General features: G+C 61.7%; 13 protein-coding genes. 3 read left to right on the forward strand and 10 right to left on the reverse strand.

Annotation, left to right across the window (positions count from 1 at the left end):
* Nucleotides 1-16 precede the first annotated feature (16 nt).
* The 9 genes from bamA to rpsB all read right to left on the reverse strand — a co-directional run bounded on the left by bamA (nt 17) and on the right by rpsB (nt 9,888).
* The gene (bamA, locus tag AAZU54_RS04480; protein WP_186555430.1) at nt 17-2,377 is read right to left on the reverse strand and encodes an outer membrane protein assembly factor BamA; all 2,361 of its coding nucleotides are present in this window, start codon (nt 2,375-2,377) and stop codon (nt 17-19) included.
* Between the two features lie 71 nt (nt 2,378-2,448).
* A complete protein-coding gene (rseP, locus tag AAZU54_RS04485; protein WP_312151574.1) occupies nt 2,449-3,801 on the reverse strand; it encodes an RIP metalloprotease RseP in 1,353 nt (450 codons plus the stop codon).
* Between the two features lie 46 nt (nt 3,802-3,847).
* On the reverse strand, nt 3,848-5,038 hold the full coding sequence (gene ispC, locus AAZU54_RS04490) for a 1-deoxy-D-xylulose-5-phosphate reductoisomerase (protein ID WP_186555432.1): 1,191 nt from the start codon (nt 5,036-5,038) through the stop codon (nt 3,848-3,850).
* Nucleotides 5,035-5,850, reverse strand: a complete 816-nt coding sequence (locus AAZU54_RS04495; RefSeq protein WP_186555433.1) for a phosphatidate cytidylyltransferase — start codon at nt 5,848-5,850, stop codon at nt 5,035-5,037. Before AAZU54_RS04495 ends, ispC begins: the two co-directional genes overlap by 4 nt.
* Nucleotides 5,850-6,605, reverse strand: coding sequence for a polyprenyl diphosphate synthase (gene uppS / locus AAZU54_RS04500; protein WP_186555434.1), 756 nt, complete (start codon nt 6,603-6,605; stop codon nt 5,850-5,852). The genes AAZU54_RS04495 and uppS overlap by 1 nt, the downstream gene beginning before the upstream one ends.
* 16 nt (nt 6,606-6,621) lie before the next feature.
* The gene (gene frr / locus AAZU54_RS04505; RefSeq protein ID WP_186555435.1) at nt 6,622-7,179 is read right to left on the reverse strand and encodes a ribosome recycling factor; all 558 of its coding nucleotides are present in this window, start codon (nt 7,177-7,179) and stop codon (nt 6,622-6,624) included.
* Complete coding sequence (pyrH, locus tag AAZU54_RS04510) at nt 7,176-7,919, reverse strand: UMP kinase (RefSeq protein WP_084854362.1); 744 nt, start codon at nt 7,917-7,919, stop codon at nt 7,176-7,178. Before pyrH ends, frr begins: the two co-directional genes overlap by 4 nt.
* 181 nt (nt 7,920-8,100) lie before the next feature.
* Entirely contained in the window at nt 8,101-8,964 is an 864-nt protein-coding gene (tsf, locus tag AAZU54_RS04515) for a translation elongation factor Ts (RefSeq protein ID WP_186555436.1), read from the reverse strand.
* Nucleotides 8,965-9,150: 186 nt separating this feature from the next.
* On the reverse strand, nt 9,151-9,888 hold the full coding sequence (gene rpsB, locus AAZU54_RS04520; RefSeq protein WP_186555437.1) for a 30S ribosomal protein S2: 738 nt from the start codon (nt 9,886-9,888) through the stop codon (nt 9,151-9,153).
* A gap of 346 nt (nt 9,889-10,234) precedes the next feature.
* On the opposite strand from rpsB, the gene map reads away from it, so the two are divergent.
* Genes map through dapC form a run of 3 tightly spaced genes read left to right on the forward strand, consistent with a single transcriptional unit; the run spans nt 10,235 to nt 14,960 of the window.
* Entirely contained in the window at nt 10,235-11,017 is a 783-nt protein-coding gene (map, locus tag AAZU54_RS04525) for a type I methionyl aminopeptidase (RefSeq protein ID WP_186555438.1), read from the forward strand.
* A gap of 21 nt (nt 11,018-11,038) precedes the next feature.
* Complete coding sequence (locus AAZU54_RS04530; protein WP_186555439.1) at nt 11,039-13,741, forward strand: [protein-PII] uridylyltransferase; 2,703 nt, start codon at nt 11,039-11,041, stop codon at nt 13,739-13,741.
* 22 nt (nt 13,742-13,763) lie between these two features.
* Entirely contained in the window at nt 13,764-14,960 is a 1,197-nt protein-coding gene (gene dapC, locus AAZU54_RS04535; protein WP_434726653.1) for a succinyldiaminopimelate transaminase, read from the forward strand.
* 42 nt (nt 14,961-15,002) lie between these two features.
* Here dapC and AAZU54_RS04540 read toward each other — a convergent pair whose 3' ends face one another.
* Entirely contained in the window at nt 15,003-16,649 is a 1,647-nt protein-coding gene (locus tag AAZU54_RS04540; protein ID WP_186555441.1) for a Na+/H+ antiporter, read from the reverse strand.
* Nucleotides 16,650-16,801 lie beyond the last annotated feature (152 nt).

A 16,801-nucleotide genomic window follows, 5' to 3' on the forward strand; every position in this document is an offset into this window, starting at 1 on the left:
TAAGCAAGGGCCGACCTTAGAAGGTCTGGCCCAGAGAGAATTGGAACACCTGGGTGTCGGCTTCGTCCGGCTTCTTGATCGGCATCGCCAGGCTGAAGCTCAGCGGGCCCAAGGCCGTAATCCAGGTCACGCCCAGGCCGACCGAGCTGGCCAGGCCAGACAGGCCGACTTTCTCGCAATCAGGCTTGGAGCCGCAATTGGTGTCGAACACGTTACCCACGTCCCAGAACACGGAAGTACGCAGCGAGCGCTGGTCCTTGACGAACGGCAGCGGGAACAGCAACTCGACCCCACCTTGGACGAGGACGTTACCACCGAATGGCAGCGGATCCTGATCCGGGTCGGCGACAGTGCCTTGGTTGCCGGTAACGCCCGCACCACGGCTTGGCGTACTACGTGGACCCAAGCTGCTGTCCTTGAAGCCACGCACCGAGTTGAAACCACCCGCGTAGTAGTTCTCGTAGAACGGCAGGCCGGAAGTGCCGCCGAAGCCGTCGCCGTAACCCAACTCAGTGTGCAGACGCAGGGTGTAGTCGTTGTTGATTGGCTTGAACAGCTGGCCGCGGTAGTCGAGCTTGTAGAACGACAGGTCGCTGCCCGGCACGGTTGTCTCCAGGGTCAGGCTTTGCGAATGACCACGGGTTGCCAGCACGCCTTTGTTCAGGGTCGACTCGGACCAACCGACCGACGCCTTGAAGTTGAGGAAGTTATCGCCTTCCTTCTCGACGAAGTCGAAGATCTCGTCAACGGTGTAACGGCCAGTCTTGAGTTTGTCCTGCTGTACGGTCAGGCCATAGGTCAGACGCGAGGTTTCGCTGATCGGGTAACCGATGCTGACACCGGCGCCCAGGCTGTCTACTGCGTAGCTGGCTACGTCGACGTCGAGGTCATCGTAGTCGGTGCTGCGGTAGAAGGCGTTGTAACCCAGGCTGACGCCATCGGCAGTCCAGTAGGGGTCAACGAAGCCGAAGTTGTAGCGGGTCTGGTATTCGCTTCGGGTCAGGCCGATCGACACCTTGTTACCGGTACCGAGGAAGTTGGTCTGGCTGATCGAACCACCGAGGATCAGGCCCGCGCTCTGGGCGAAACCGACGCTGGCGGTGATCGAGCCGGAAGCCTGCTCTTCAACGCTGTAGTTGACGTCGACCTGGTCGTCGGTGCCTGGCACTGGCGGGGTCTCGACGTTGACTTCCTTGAAGAAGCCCAGGCGCTCCAGACGGGTCTTGGACTGGTCGATCAGGTAGGTCGACGCCCAGCCGCCTTCCATCTGGCGCATTTCGCGACGCAGCACTTCGTCTTCGGTCTTGGTGTTACCGCGGTAGTTGATGCGGTTGACGTAGGCACGCTTGCCCGGGTCGACCACGAACATGATGTCGACGGTATGGTCTTCATCGTTCGGTTGCGGTACGCCGTTGACGTTGGCGAAGGTATAGCCTTCGTTACCCAGGCGACGGGTGATCAGGTCGGACGTGGTGGTCATCACCTTGCGCGAGAACACCTGGCCAGGCTGCACCAGCAGCAGCGACTTGACCTGGTCTTCCGGCACCTTGAGGTCGCCGGACAGCTTCACGTCACGAACGGTGTACTTCTCACCTTCGTTGATGTTGACGGTGATGTACACGTGCTTCTTGTCCGGGGTAATCGATACCTGGGTCGAAGCGATGTCCATGTTGATGTAGCCGCGGTCCAGGTAGTAGGAACGCAGGCGCTCCAGGTCACCGGAGAGTTTTTCGCGAGCATACTTGTCGTCGTTCTTGAAGAACGACAGCCAGTTGGTGGTCTTGAGCTCGAACAGCTGACCGAGTTCTTCATCATCGAACACGGTGTTGCCCACCACGTTGATGTGCTGGATGGCAGCGACCGTGCCTTCGTTGATCTTGATCTTCAGGCCAACGCGGTTGCGCGGCTGCGGCACCACCTCGGCGTCGACTTCAGCCGAGTAGCGGCCCTGGGCCACGTACTGGCGCTGCAGCTCGTTACGCACACCTTCAAGGGTGGCGCGCTGGAAGATTTCGCCTTCAGCCAGGCCCGACTGCTTGAGACCTTTCATCAGGTCTTCGGTGCTGATCGCCTTGTTGCCTTCGATCTCGATGCTCGACACCGACGGGCGCTCGACCACGTTGATGATCAGGACATTGCCGTCGCGGCTCAGCTGAATGTCCTGGAAGAAGCCGGTCTTGAACAGCGAGCGGGTGGAATCCACCAGGCGACGGTCGTCGGCCTGATCGCCCACGTTCAGGGGCAAGGCGCCGAACACGCTGCCGGCGGACACCCGCTGCAGGCCGTTGACACGAATATCGGAGATGGTGAAGGACTCGGCGTGAACTTCAGCGATCATCAGTGCGGAGAGGACCGCAGTTAGCAGCAGACGTTTCATGAAGTCCTTTTATTCCAACTGGCAATAAACAACCTGCCGCGAAAGGGCGGCAGGTTCGCAATGCGAAGCTTTTATAGTCGACCCAGATCGTTGATCAGGGCGAGCAACATCACCCCTATGACCAAACTGATACCGATCTGGACCCCCCAACCTTGCACCCGATCCGACAGCGGACGACCGCGCGCCAACTCGATCAGGTAGAACAGCAAATGCCCCCCATCCAGTACTGGAATGGGCAGCAGGTTAAGAACCCCCAGGCTTATGCTCAGGTAGGCCAGGAAATTCAGGAAATCCCCAACGCCCGACTGGGCTGAAGCGCCCGCCACTTTAGCAATGGTTATCGGTCCGCTCAAGTTTTTTACCGAGAGCTCCCCGAACAGCATTTTCTTCAGCGATTCAAGGGTCAGTATGCTCATGTTCCAGGTACGCGAGAGGCCCTCGCCCACCGCTTCGAGCGGCCCATAGCTGACTTCGCGGAGCATGTTGGCGGGCCATTCGCCACCTTTGACGCCAGCCCCGAGGTAGCCACCGGAGGCTTGACCTTCGCCTTTACGGGCCAAGGTCACCGGGATATCCAGCACCGCACCGTCACGCTCGACGCGCAATTGCACCTTGGCCTCGGGACGGGCACGGACACTGTCGACCACTTGTTGCCAGTCGTTCAGGGCAACGCCATCCAGGCTTAGCAGCTTGTCACCGGTCTTGAGCCCGGCAGCCGCAGCCGGCCCCTTCGGATCGACCTCGGCCAGCACCGGGCTGATCACTGGACGCCATGGGCGCAAGCCCAGCGACTGGATCGGGTCAGGCTCATCCGCGCCTTTGAGCCATTGATCGAGCTTGATCTCGTGCTGACGCTCGGCTGTGGCGCCTTCATCGAGAACGCCAACACGCAGCACACCGCTTTCGCCAAGACGCCGCACCAGCTGCAGATTGACCGCTGACCAACCATTGGTCGCCTTACCGTCAACCGAAACGATCTCTTGACCTGCGACCAAGCCAGCAGAAGCGGCCAGGCTCGCCGGCTCAACGGCACCAATCACCGGGCGCACCTGCTGGGTGCCGAGCATGGCCAGGGCCCAGAAGAACACGATGGCCAGGAGGAAGTTGGCAATAGGTCCGGCGGCAACGATGGCGATACGCTGCCCGACCGGTTTGCGATTGAACGATTGATCGACCAGCGCAGGCGGCACGTCGCCCTCGCGCTCGTCGAGCATCTTGACGTAGCCACCCAGCGGAATCGCCGCGACGACGAACTCGGTGCCATGGCGGTCATGCCAGCGCAGCAGCGGCGTGCCGAAACCGACCGAGAAGCGCAGCACCTTGACCCCACAACGGCGGGCCACCCAGAAGTGGCCGAACTCATGGAAAGTGACAAGTACACCCAGCGCCACCAGGGTGCCGATAATCATGTAGAGCGCAGTCATATCCATCTCCGAATGACGTTCAGCACAACTCTGGAGCCACTACGCATCAGCGAGCGTGACGCCGCAACCATTCACGGGACAGCTCCCGGGCACGCTGGTCGGCGGCAAACACCGCATCCAGCGAGGGCAATGACACCACCGGCTCCTGGTCGAGCACCTGTTCGATCATACCCGCGATCTCCGGGAAGCGGATACGCCGCTGGAGAAATGCCTCGACCGCCACTTCATTGGCCGCATTGAGTACCGCCGGGGCGCTATTACCCGCCTCCGCAGCCTGACGCGCCAAGCGCAGGCAAGGGAAGCGCTGCTCGTCGGGAGCCTGGAAGTCCAGGCGAGCTACCGCGAACAGATCCAGTGGGGCAACCCCGGAGTCGATCCTTTGCGGCCAGGCCAGGGCGTTGGCGATGGGGGTGCGCATGTCCGGGTTGCCCAACTGGGCCAGCACCGAGCCATCGACATAATCCACCAGCGAGTGGATCACGCTCTGGGGATGCACCACCACTTCCACCTGGGCTGGCGCCGCATCGAACAGCCAGCAGGCTTCGATCAGCTCCAGGCCTTTATTCATCATGCTCGCCGAATCGACGGAAATCTTGCGCCCCATCGACCAGTTGGGATGCGCGCACGCCTGCTCTGGAGTGACGTGCTCAAGCTCGGCTGCCGACGTCTCGCGGAACGGCCCACCAGAGGCGGTCAGCAGGATGCGTCGCACCCCCACAGCACTCAAGCCCTGGGCATAATTGCCCGGCAGGCACTGGAAGATGGCGTTGTGCTCGCTGTCGATGGGCAGCAATACCGCGCCGCTGCGCCGCACGGCGTCCATGAACAGCGCGCCGGACATCACCAGGGCTTCTTTATTAGCCAGCAAGACCTTCTTGCCCGCCTCGACCGCCGCCAGGGTTGGCCGCAGGCCGGCAGCGCCGACAATCGCCGCCATCACCGCATCCACGTCGCTCGCAGCGGCCACTTGGCACAGCCCTGCCTCGCCTTCCAATACTTCGGTGGCGCTACCCGCGGCACTTAGACCTGCACGCAAACGGCTAGCAGCCTCGGCACTCGGCACCACGGCGTAGACCGGGCGATGACGCAAGCACAGGGCCAGCAACTCATCCACCTGCGAGTAACCGCTCAGGGCGAACACCTGGTAACGCTCAGGATGACGGGCGATCACATCCAGCGTGCTAAGGCCAATCGAGCCGGTGGCACCCAGCACCGTAATGCGTTGCACTCGGCTCACATGACACCCCATTCAGCAGCCCAGAGCAGCACGGCGAACATCGGAATCGCGGCGGTCAGGCTGTCGATGCGATCGAGCACGCCGCCATGGCCAGGCAGCAGATTGCTGCTGTCCTTGATCCCTTCGCGGCGCTTGAACATGCTTTCGGTGAGGTCGCCGACCACCGAGGCCATGACTACCACCACGGCGCCCAGCAAGCCCAGCAGCAGCTGGCCGATGCTCCACTCGCGCACCAGGCCGACACCCAGCGCAATCAGCAGGCTGACGGTGAGGCCACCATAGACGCCCTCCCAGCTCTTGCCTGGACTGACCTGCGGGGCCAGCTTGCGCTTGCCAAAGGCACGACCGGAGAAATACGCGCCGATATCGGCGGCCCAGACCAGCACCATGACCGACAGGATCAGGCCGTTCCCCAGCGGCCAGTGCTTGAGCAGCACCAACCCCTGCCAAGCCGGCAGCAACACCAGCAGACCAATCAACAGACGGCAAGCGGCACTGCTCCACAGCTCGCTGCTACGCGGATACGTCAGTACCAGCCAGGTGGCCAACCCCCACCAGATCACCGAAGCGCCGAGCACCCAGGGCGCCAGGTCCGGCATCAGGTACAGCAGCATCAGCGCCCCGGCAACCACTGCGGCGTAGGCAATGCGCAGCGGCTGGGCCATCAGCCCAGCCAAGCGTGCCCATTCCCAGGCGCCAAGCGTTACTACGAAGCCGATGAAGAGGGCGAAATCCCCGCCATTGAGCAGGAAGAAGCCACCCAGCGCGATCGGCAGCAGGATCAGCGCGGTAATGATGCGTTGTTTAAGCATTAAGCACGAGCTCCAGCCTCGACCTGCTCGCTGGTCTTACCAAAGCGGCGCTGGCGCGAAGCGAAATCGGCCAGGGCGGTACGCATGGCCTCGTGTTTGAAGTCCGGCCAGAACAGGTCGGAGAAGTACAGCTCGGCATAGGCCAGCTGCCACAGCAGGAAATTGCTGATGCGGTGCTCGCCACCGGTACGGATACACAAGTCAGGCAACGGCAGATCACCCGTCGACAGGCAGGTCTGCAACAAGCCCGGGGTGATGTCGTCCGGGCGCAGATGACCGGCCTGGACCTCACGAGCCAACCGCTGGGCGGCCTGGGCGATATCCCACTGACCACCGTAGTTGGCGGCGACCTGGAGAATGAAGCGATTACTCCCCGCAGTCGCAGCCTCGGCCTCACGCATGGCTGCTTGCAGTTCCGGGTGGAAGCGCGAGCGATCACCAATGATGCGCAGGCTGATATTGTTCTCGTTGAGGCGCCGAGCCTCGCGGCGCAAGGCCGTGAAGAACAGCTCCATCAACGCGCCGACTTCTTCCGCCGGACGCTGCCAGTTTTCACTGGAGAAGGCGAACAGGGTCAGCACCTCGACCCCAGCCTCGGCACAGACCTCAATCACCGCACGCACGGCATCGACGCCTGCTTTGTGACCGGCAACGCCGGGCAGCAGACGCTTCTTCGCCCAGCGATTGTTGCCGTCCATGATGATCGCAACGTGGCGCGGCACCGAGGACGGTGCCGCTTGCTTGGTCTTATCCATGAAGAAAACCCTGGCCTCAGACGGCCATCAGGTCCTTCTCCTTGGCCTTCACGGCAACTTCGATCTCGGCCACGAACTTGTCGGTCAGCTTCTGGATGTCATCAGCGGCGCGACGCTCTTCGTCTTCGCTGATTTCCTTTTCCTTGACCAGGTCCTTGAGCTGGCTCAGGGCGTCACGACGGATGTTACGCACAGCGATACGACCGTCTTCTGCCGCATCACGCGCCTGCTTGGTGAAGCCCTTACGGGTTTCTTCGGTCAGCGGCGGCATGTTGATCAGCAGCAGTTCGCCAAGGTTGGTCGGGTTCAGGTTCAGACCTGCACTGGCAATCGCCTTGTCGACCGCGCCGAGCATGTTGCGCTCGAAAGCGACGACCTGCAGGGTGCGCGAATCCTTGACGGTGATGTTGGCCACTTGCTTGATAGGGGTGTCGGCGCCGTAGTAAGGCACCATCACACCTTCCAGAATGCTCGGGTGGGCGACACCGGTGCGGATACGGCTGAACGCGTGCTGGAGCGACTCCAGCGACTTGGTCATGCGTTCCTGAGCATCTTTCTTGATTTCGTTGATCATGCTTGGCCTTCCTCGATCAAAGTACCTTCAGCGCCACCCACCACGATGTTCAGCAGGGCGCCAGGTTTGTTCATGTTGAATACCCGCAATGGCATCTTGTGGTCGCGGCACAGGCAGATTGCGGTCAGGTCCATCACACCAAGCTTGCGATCCAAGACCTCATCATAGGTGAGGTGATCGAACTTCTCGGCATGCGGATCCTTGAATGGATCGGCAGTGTACACACCGTCGACCTTGGTCGCCTTCAGCACCACGTCAGCATCGATTTCGATGGCACGCAGGCAGGCTGCGGAGTCGGTGGTGAAGAACGGGTTGCCGGTACCGGCGGAGAAAATTACCACATCCCCGGAGTTGAGGTGGCGAATAGCTTTGCGACGATCGTAATGATCGGTGACGCCAACCATGGAAATGGCCGACATGACCAGGGCCGGGATGTTCGAACGCTCGAGGGCGTCGCGCATGGCCAGGGCGTTCATCACGGTGGCAAGCATGCCCATGTGGTCGCCAGTAACGCGATCCATGCCGGCTGCGCTGAGCGCTGCGCCGCGGAACAGGTTGCCGCCACCGATGACCAGGCCTACCTGGACACCGATACCGACCAACTGGCCCACTTCCAGGGCCATACGATCCAATACTTTCGGGTCGATCCCGAACTCTTCCGAGCCCATCAGGGCCTCGCCGCTAAGTTTGAGCAAAATGCGTTTATAGCGAGGTTGGCGACCACTCACCTGCTGAGCCATTGCGAGTCTCTCCTGCGGCGTCTTTAAGAAAATTCTGCGCGGGCTGGATACAGCCTGCTAACTGTAGCGTGGCGCTGCTTCAGCGCCAGCGGAGCCAGGTCGGATAAACCCGGCACCGGTTTGACAAAGAGGCTGCGCGCGTGAGCGGGCAGCCTCTTTGGGGCGACAGACGGAGTCTGTCTTACTGCTTGGCAGCAGCCAGCTGAGCGGCAACTTCTTCAGCGAAGTTGTCAACTGGCTTCTCGATGCCTTCGCCGACTTTGAAGTAGGTGAAGGAAACGATTTCAGCACCGGCTTTCTTGGCCAGTTCGCCGACCTTGATCTCCGGGTTCATGACGAAGGCTTGCTCTTTGAGCGAGGCTTCGGCTTTGAACTTGGTAATACGACCGTTGATCATGTTCTCAACGATGTTCTCAGGCTTGCCAGCGATTTTGTCGGCGTTCAGCTGCAGGAAGACAGCCTTCTCGCGCTCGATGGCCTCATCGGAGATTTCCGACGAATCCAGGAACTCTGGGTTCGACGCGGCAACGTGCATGGCGATTTCTTTGGCCAGCTGGACGTCGCCGCCCTTCAGGACCACTGCCACACCGATCTTGTTACCGTGCAGGTAGGTACCGACCACGTCGCCTTCGACGCGCACCAGGCGACGAATGTTGACGTTCTCACCAACCTTGGCAACCAGGGCTTCGCGAGCAGCTTCGCGGGAAGCGATCAGCGGCGCAGCGTCGGTCAGTTTCTCGGCAAAGGCTTGCTCAACGCTTTCAGCGACGAAGTTCTTGAAGTCGTCTTGCAGAGCCAGGAAGTCGGTCTGCGAGTTCACTTCCAGCAGGACTGCGGACTTGTCGTCAGCCTTGATGGCGATGGCGCCTTCAGCGGCAACGTTGCCAGCCTTTTTAGCTGCCTTGATGGCACCCGAGGCGCGCATGTCGTCGATGGCTTTTTCGATGTCGCCGCCGGCCTTGGTCAGGGCCTTTTTGCAATCCATCATGCCTTCGCCGGTACGCTCGCGCAGTTCTTTTACCAGCGCTGCAGTAATCTCTGCCATTTCAAAATCCTCTTGGAAAGTTTTTCAACCATTCCACCCGCTCGTCACGGGCGTTCAATTCTGTAAATCCACTGCCATCTCGCCTGCGAAACACATGATGCGGCGCTAATGCTGACAGGAGGATTTCAGGTGGCAAAAAGGGGGCCAAGCCCCCTTTTCGCGTGCTAAGTAGACGCCAGGCGTCAATTACTCAGCAGCTGGTGCCGCCGCTTCTTCAGCGTAGACTTCGGTGCCGCCAGCAACGTTGTTGCGGCCGCGGATGACAGCGTCAGCCATCGAAGTCATGTACAGCTCGATGGCGCGGATGGCGTCGTCGTTGCCTGGGATGATGTAATCAACACCTTCCGGGCTGCTGTTGGTATCGACAACGCCGATAACCGGGATGCCCAGCTTGTTAGCTTCGGTGATCGCGATGCGCTCGTGATCAACGTCGATAACGAACAGAGCGTCAGGCAGACCGCCCATATCCTTGATACCACCCAGGCTGCGGTCCAGCTTCTCCAAATCGCGCGAACGCATCAGAGCTTCTTTCTTGGTCAGCTTGGTGAAGGTACCATCTTCGGCCTGGGTTTCCAGGTCACGCAGACGCTTGATCGAAGCGCGGATGGTTTTGTAGTTGGTCAGCATGCCGCCCAACCAGCGGTGATCAACGTATGGCGAACCGCAACGAGCTGCTTGCTCGGCGACCAGTTTGCCGGCGGAACGCTTGGTGCCGACGAACAGGATCTTGTTCTTGCCCTGGGCCAGGCGTTCTACGAACGACAGAGCGTCGTTGAACATTGGCAGGGTTTTTTCCAGGTTGATGATGTGGATCTTGTTACGCGCGCCGAAAATGTATTTACCCATTTTCGGGTTCCAGTAACGGGTCTGGTGACCGAAGTGCACACCGGCCTTCAGCATATCGCGCATGTTGACTTGGGACATGATAGTTCCTTGATAAGTCGGGTTGGGCCTCCACGTATCCCAATGACCAACCCGCGAAGCCGAAGCGTTCGGGGCACCCAGGTCATCGTGTCGACACGTGTGTGGGTTTAAGCTTGCCGGGACCTCCCGGAAAGCGGCGCATTTTATACCACAGACCGCGCACGAACGGAACCCGAATACTGTCTCGTCCGTCAGCGGCTTTTGCAGCCAGCGGCCAATCGCGCCAAAATGCCTCCAATAGACCGCAGCAACAGCGCCTTTATCCCGACAGATCGACGCCCTGCTCTGCTAGAATCCGGCCTTTCCCGTTTGTTCGCGCCCCATGGGGCGCCGTAGAGAGCCTGTAATGACCGTTACCATCAAGACCGCAGAAGACATCGAGAAGATGCGCATCGCCGGCCGCCTGGCCGCTGAAGTGCTGGAAATGATCGAAGAACACGTCAAGCCCGGTGTCACCACCGAAGAGCTCGACCGCCTGTGCCATGACTATATCGTCAACGTCCAACAGGCCATCCCGGCGCCGCTCAACTACAAGGGCTACCCCAAGTCGATCTGCACCTCGATCAACCACGTGGTCTGCCATGGCATCCCCAATGACAAGCCCTTGAAGAACGGCGACACGTTGAACATCGACGTCACCGTGATCAAGGACGGCTACCACGGAGACACCAGCCGCATGTTCCATGTCGGTACGGTACCGGTTTGGGCCGAGCGCCTGTCGCAAGTCACCCAGGAATGCATGTACAAGGCCATCGAGCTGGTCAAGCCAGGCTGCCGCCTGGGTGACATTGGCGAAGTGATCCAGAAACACGCCGAGAAGAACGGTTTCTCGGTGGTACGCGAGTTCTGCGGCCACGGCATCGGCAAGGTGTTCCATGAAGAGCCGCAGATCCTGCACTACGGCCGCGCCGGTACCGGCATGGAGCTCAAGGAAGGCATGACCTTCACCATCGAGCCGATGATCAACCAGGGCAAGGCTGACACCAAGGTGCTGGGCGACGGCTGGACCGCCATCACCAAGGACCGCAAGCTCTCGGCGCAGTGGGAGCACACCCTGGTGGTGACGGCAACCGGTTACGAAATCTTCACCCTGCGCAAAGACGACACCATCCCCCGTACGTCGGCCTAATACCTTCAGGAAAGCGACTCGATGCCCCAGGTGGATCCCGAGCTGTTCGACCGCGGCCAGTTCCAGGCGGAACTGGCGCTCAAGGCAAGCCCCATCGCTGCCTTCAAGAAAGCCATCCGCCTGGCCCGCGAGGTGCTCGACAAGCGCTTTCGCGAAGGCCGCGAGATCCGCCGGCTGATCGAGGACCGCGCCTGGTTCGTCGACAACATCCTGCAGCAGGCCTGGAACCAGTTCCAATGGCATGACCCTAGCGGCATCGCCCTGATCGCCGTGGGCGGTTACGGACGCGGCGAACTGCACCCGTTCTCCGACATCGACCTGCTGATCCTGCTCGATGGCGCCGAACACGAGCAGTACCGCGAAGCCATCGAAGGTTTTCTGACCCTGCTCTGGGACATCGGCCTGGAAGTCGGCCAGAGCGTACGCAGCGTCGAGGAATGCGCCGAGCAGGCCCGCGCCGACCTGACGGTGATCACCAACCTGATGGAAAGCCGCACCATTGCCGGCCCCGAGCCCCTGCGCCAGCGCATGCTCGAGGTGACCAGCACCGCCACCATGTGGCCGAGCAAGGAGTTTTTCCTGGCCAAGCGCGCCGAGCTCAAGGCCCGCCACCACAAGTACAACGACACCGAGTACAACCTGGAGCCCAACGTCAAAGGCTCACCCGGCGGCCTGCGCGATATCCAGACCGTGCTCTGGGTCGCCCGTCGCCAGTACGGCACGCTCAACCTGCACGCCCTGGCTGGCGAAGGTTTCCTGCTGGAGAGCGAGAACGAACTGCTCGCCTCCTCCCAGGCCTTCCTCTGGCGGGTGCGCTACGCCCTGCACATGCTCGCCGGACGCGCCGAAGACCGCCTGCTGTTCGACCACCAGCGCAGCATCGCCGCGTTGCTTGGCTTCAGCGATGAAAACCCCAAGCGCGCCATCGAGCAGTTCATGCAGCAGTACTACCGGGTGGTGATGAGCATCAGCCAGCTGTGCGACCTGATCATCCAGCACTTCGAGGAAGTCATCCTCGCTGACGACGACAGTGGCACCACCCAACCGCTCAACGCTCGCTTTCGCCTGCACGATGGCTATATAGAAGCGGTCAGCCCCAACGTGTTCAAACGCACGCCGTTCGCCATGCTGGAGATCTTCGTGCTGATGGCCCAGCACCCGGAGATCAAGGGCGTGCGCGCCGATACCGTGCGCCTGTTGCGCGAGCATCGCCATCTGATCGATGACAACTTCCGCAACGATATCCGCAATACCAGCCTGTTCATCGAGCTGTTCAAGTGCGAGATCGGCATCCACCGCAACCTGCGCCGGATGAACCGCTACGGCATCCTCGGCCGCTACTTGCCGGAGTTCGGCCTGATCGTCGGGCAGATGCAGCATGACCTGTTCCACATCTATACGGTCGATGCGCACACCCTCAACCTGATCAAGCACCTGCGCAAGCTGCAGTACACCCCGGTGTCGGAGAAATTCCCGCTGGCCAGCAAGCTCATGGGCCGCCTGCCCAAACCCGAGCTGATCTACCTGGCCGGGCTCTACCATGACATCGGCAAGGGTCGTCAGGGCGATCATTCCGAACTCGGCGCGGTCGACGCCCAGGCCTTTGGCGAGCGCCACCAGCTGCCAACCTGGGATACCCGGCTGATCGTCTGGCTGGTACAGAACCACCTGGTGATGTCGACCACTGCCCAGCGCAAGGACCTGTCCGACCCGCAAGTGATCAACGACTTCGCCCTGCACGTGGGCGACGAGACGCGCCTGGACTACCTGTATGTGCTGACCGTGGCCGACATCAACGCCACCAACCCCAGCCTGTGGAACTCCTGGCGCGCCAGCCTGCTGCGTCAGCTCTATACCGAGACCAAGCGCGCGCTGCGCCGAGGCCTGGAAAACCCGCTGGACCGCGAAGAGCAGATCCGCCAGACGCAGAGCGCCGCGCTCGACATCCTGATCCGCGAAGGCACCGACCCGGACGACGTCGAGCAACTGTGGTCGCAACTGGGCGATGACTACTTTCTCAAGCACACCGCCGCCGACGTGGCCTGGCACAGCGATGCGATCCTGCAGCAGCCAGCCGATGGCGGCCCGTTGGTGCTGATCAAGGAAACCACCCAGCGTGAATTCGAAGGTGGCACGCAGATCTTCATCTATGCACCCGACCAGCACGACTTCTTCGCCGTGACCGTGGCGGCGATGTCCCAGCTCAACCTGAACATCCATGATGCGCGGATCATCACCTCGAGCAGCCAGTTCACCCTCGACACCTACATTGTCCTGGACAACGACGGCGGCTCGATCGGCGACAACCCGCAGCGGGTCAAGCAGATCCGCGAGGGCCTGACCGAGGCCCTGCGCAACCCCGAGGACTACCCGACCATCATCCAGCGCCGGGTGCCGCGCCAGCTCAAGCACTTCACCTTTGCCCCGCAGGTGACCATCCACAACGATGCCCAGCGTCCGGTGACCATCCTCGAGATCATCGCCCCTGATCGCCCAGGCCTGCTGGCGCGGATCGGGCGGATCTTCCTGGAGTTCGACCTGTCGCTGCAAAACGCCAAGATCGCCACCCTCGGCGAGCGCGTGGAAGACGTGTTCTTCATTACCGACGCCGACAACCAGCCGCTGTCCGATCCGCAGCTGTGCAGCCGCCTGCAGGAAGCGATCATCCAGCAGTTGCAAAAAGGCCAGGCCAGCGACGCCAGCCCTACCCGCGTGACCTTCTAACGATTGACGAGACCTTGCGCCGATGAACCATGCCTTGACCCAGCTTCAGCCCTACCCGTTCGAGAAACTCCGCGCCCTGCTGGGCAGCGTGCAGCCGGCGGCGGACAAACGTGCCATCGCCCTGTCGATCGGCGAGCCGAAGCACGAATCGCCGGCGTTCGTCGCCAAGGCCCTGGCCGACAACCTCGACAAGCTGGCGGTGTACCCCAGCACCCTCGGCCTGCCGGCGCTGCGCCAGGCGATTGGCCAGTGGTGCGAACAGCGCTTCGGCGTGCCAACCGGCTGGCTGGATGCCGACCGCCATATCCTGCCGGTCAACGGCACCCGGGAGGCGCTGTTCGCCTTCACCCAGGCAGTGGTCAACCGCGCCGATGACGGCCTGGTGATCAGCCCCAATCCGTTCTACCAGATCTACGAAGGCGCAGCCCTGCTTGCCGGTGCCACCCCGCACTACCTGCCGTGCCTGGAAGACAACGGCTTCAATCCGGACTTCGACGCAGTGCCGGCAGAGGTATGGCAGCGCTGCCAGATCCTGTTCCTGTGCTCCCCAGGCAACCCCACTGGCGCCCTGGTGCCGATGGACACCCTGAAAAAGCTGATCGCCCTGGCCGATGAGCACGACTTCGTGATTGCCGCCGACGAGTGCTACAGCGAGCTGTACTTCGACGAAGACGCGCCACCACCAGGCCTGCTGAGCGCCTGCGCCGAGCTTGGCCGTAGCGATTTCAAACGCTGCGTGGTGTTCCACAGCCTGTCCAAGCGCTCCAACCTGCCGGGCCTGCGCTCGGGCTTCGTCGCCGGTGACGCCGAGATCATCAAGCCATTCCTGCTGTACCGCACCTACCACGGCTGCGCCATGCCGGTGCAAACCCAGCTGGCCAGCGTCGCCGCCTGGCAGGATGAAGCCCACGTACGCGCCAACCGCGACCAATACCGGGCCAAGTACGACGCGGTGCTGGATATCCTCCAACCGGTAATGGACGTTCAGCGTCCGGACGGCAGCTTCTACCTGTGGGCCAAGGTGCCGGGCTGTGATGCCAAGTTCACCCGCGACCTGTTCCAAGCACAGCACGTGACCGTGGTGCCGGGTTCGTACCTGTCGCGAGAGGTGGATGGGGTCAACCCAGGTGCAGGCCGAGTGCGCATGGCGCTGGTTGCGCCGCTGGCCGAGTGCATCGAGGCGGCTGAGCGGATTCGGGACTTCCTGAGCAAGCGCTGACTTCAGCAGCGAGCAAGGGGCCGCTTTGCGGCCCCCTTCTCCCTATTTGACCTGCCCCAGGTTCGCCTCACTCATATCCAGCTCACCCAGCACCTGGCGCACCACCTCATCGCCTACCAGATGCTGACGGTGCAGGTTGTACAATTCCAGACGCTGCGCCCGTAGTGCTTTCACCCGCAGGCGACGCTCCAGCAGGTCCATCTGCTCAGCCAGCGCGCGCGCTTCGGCACTGTCGTTGTAGCTGTCCAGCTCATCCCGATACTCAGCCATCAAACGTGCCTTGAGCTCGGTGGCCAAAGTCGCCTGCGCGGCGTCCTGCGGCGCATTGGCGTCGATCACCTCTTCGGCTTCCAAGGCATGAATGGCCGCCGCGGCCGTGCGCCGCCAGGCTTCTTGTACTTCTTGCTGCAAACGCTCGTCCGGGCTTTTGGTCACACCGCGCAACAGGATCGGCAAAGCAATACAGGCGCCGATCAACGACAGCAGGATTACCCCCGCCGCAATGAAGATGAGCAGGTCTCGCTCAGGAAACGCCTGGCCCGCCCCCATCAGCAGCGGGACCGACATCACGCCCGCCAGGGTCACCGCGCCGCGCACGCCACCGATCGTCAGCAACCAACACGACCGAGCGGTGGGCATCAGCACCAGCTCGGGCTTACCGCGCCAGCGGCGCACCACGCCAATCGCGCGCCAGATGCTCTGTACCCAGATGAAGCGCAACAGGATCAGCGCGGCGAAGATCGCCAGTACGTCGAGGCAGCGATAGGCCAGGGTCGGCCAGATGGTCGCCTCATGGCTGACCACAGCCTTGATGATGTCCGGCAACTGCAGGCCCAGCAGCAAGAAGATCAGCCCATTGAAGGCGAACTCCAGCAGCGACCAGACGCTACGATTGAGCAGACGTGTGCTGGTCTGGCGTGGCAGCAGATCGAGCCAGCTTTGCATCATCCCCGCCGCCACCGCCGAAAGAATGCCCGAAACGCCCAGGCGCTCGGCCAGTACATAGGCAGCGAACGGCAGCAAAAGCATGAACACCACGTGGGTGGCAGGGTCATCCCAGCCACGGGCGATCATCCAGGCACGCAGGCGACCGATCAGCCAGCTCAGCGCAACCCCCACCGCGAGGCCTCCCAGCGCCACCAGCACGAATGTGAAACTGGCCTCGGCCAACGAGAAGGCACCGGTAATCGCCGCCACCAGGGCGAACTTGAAGGTCACCAGGCCCGTGGCATCGTTCATCAGCGCCTCGCCTTGAAGCATGTGCATCAACGGCGTAGGCAAACGGTCCTGGGTGATCGCCGAGACTGCCACGGCATCGGTAGGCGACAGCACGGCGGCCAAGGCGAAAGCCACCGGTAGCGGGATGCTCGGCAACAACCAGTGAATGAAGTAGCCAGCGCCGACCACGGTGAACAGCACCAAGCCCACCGCTAGCGCAACCACCGGGCCACGTATACGCCACAGCTCACGCTTGGGGATGCGCCAGCCATCGGCGAACAGCAGCGGCGGCAAGAACAGGAACAGGAACAACTCCGGCTCCAGCGCCACATGCAGGCCCAGGCTCGGCCAGGCCAGCAGTGCCCCGGCCGCGATCTGCACCAGCGGCAGAGGCAGCGGGATCATCCGCCCCACCAGTTTTGACACGCTTACCAGCGTCAGCAGGATAAGGACGGTATAGGCTGACTGCATCAGCAAGCTTCCTGTGTAATTCGAAAAACCCTGGCGGGGCAAAACATCGCCATTGAAACAATATGTTAGCGGCGTGCAGTAATAATGCACCGCTGCACCATAGTCGCAGGCGAGCGGAGAATATGTAACACAATGCTACCCGATATCAGGTG

Origin of the sequence: Pseudomonas sp. Je.1.5.c, assembly GCF_051129895.1 — a bacterium.
GTDB lineage: Bacteria > Pseudomonadota > Gammaproteobacteria > Pseudomonadales > Pseudomonadaceae > Aquipseudomonas > Aquipseudomonas urmiensis.

Coding starts and splice junctions, on each gene's coding strand:
- bamA (WP_186555430.1), bottom strand. CDS start 2,377: ATGAAACGTCTGCTGCTAACTGCGGTCCTCTCCGCACTGATGATCGCT.
- rseP (WP_312151574.1), bottom strand. CDS start 3,801: ATGACTGCGCTCTACATGATTATCGGCACCCTGGTGGCGCTGGGTGTA.
- AAZU54_RS04495 (WP_186555433.1), bottom strand. CDS start 5,850: ATGCTTAAACAACGCATCATTACCGCGCTGATCCTGCTGCCGATCGCG.
- uppS (WP_186555434.1), bottom strand. CDS start 6,605: ATGGATAAGACCAAGCAAGCGGCACCGTCCTCGGTGCCGCGCCACGTT.
- frr (WP_186555435.1), bottom strand. CDS start 7,179: ATGATCAACGAAATCAAGAAAGATGCTCAGGAACGCATGACCAAGTCG.
- pyrH (WP_084854362.1), bottom strand. CDS start 7,919: ATGGCTCAGCAGGTGAGTGGTCGCCAACCTCGCTATAAACGCATTTTG.
- tsf (WP_186555436.1), bottom strand. CDS start 8,964: ATGGCAGAGATTACTGCAGCGCTGGTAAAAGAACTGCGCGAGCGTACC.
- rpsB (WP_186555437.1), bottom strand. CDS start 9,888: ATGTCCCAAGTCAACATGCGCGATATGCTGAAGGCCGGTGTGCACTTC.
- map (WP_186555438.1), top strand. CDS start 10,235: ATGACCGTTACCATCAAGACCGCAGAAGACATCGAGAAGATGCGCATC.
- AAZU54_RS04530 (WP_186555439.1), top strand. CDS start 11,039: ATGCCCCAGGTGGATCCCGAGCTGTTCGACCGCGGCCAGTTCCAGGCG.
- dapC (WP_434726653.1), top strand. CDS start 13,764: ATGAACCATGCCTTGACCCAGCTTCAGCCCTACCCGTTCGAGAAACTC.
- AAZU54_RS04540 (WP_186555441.1), bottom strand. CDS start 16,649: ATGCAGTCAGCCTATACCGTCCTTATCCTGCTGACGCTGGTAAGCGTG.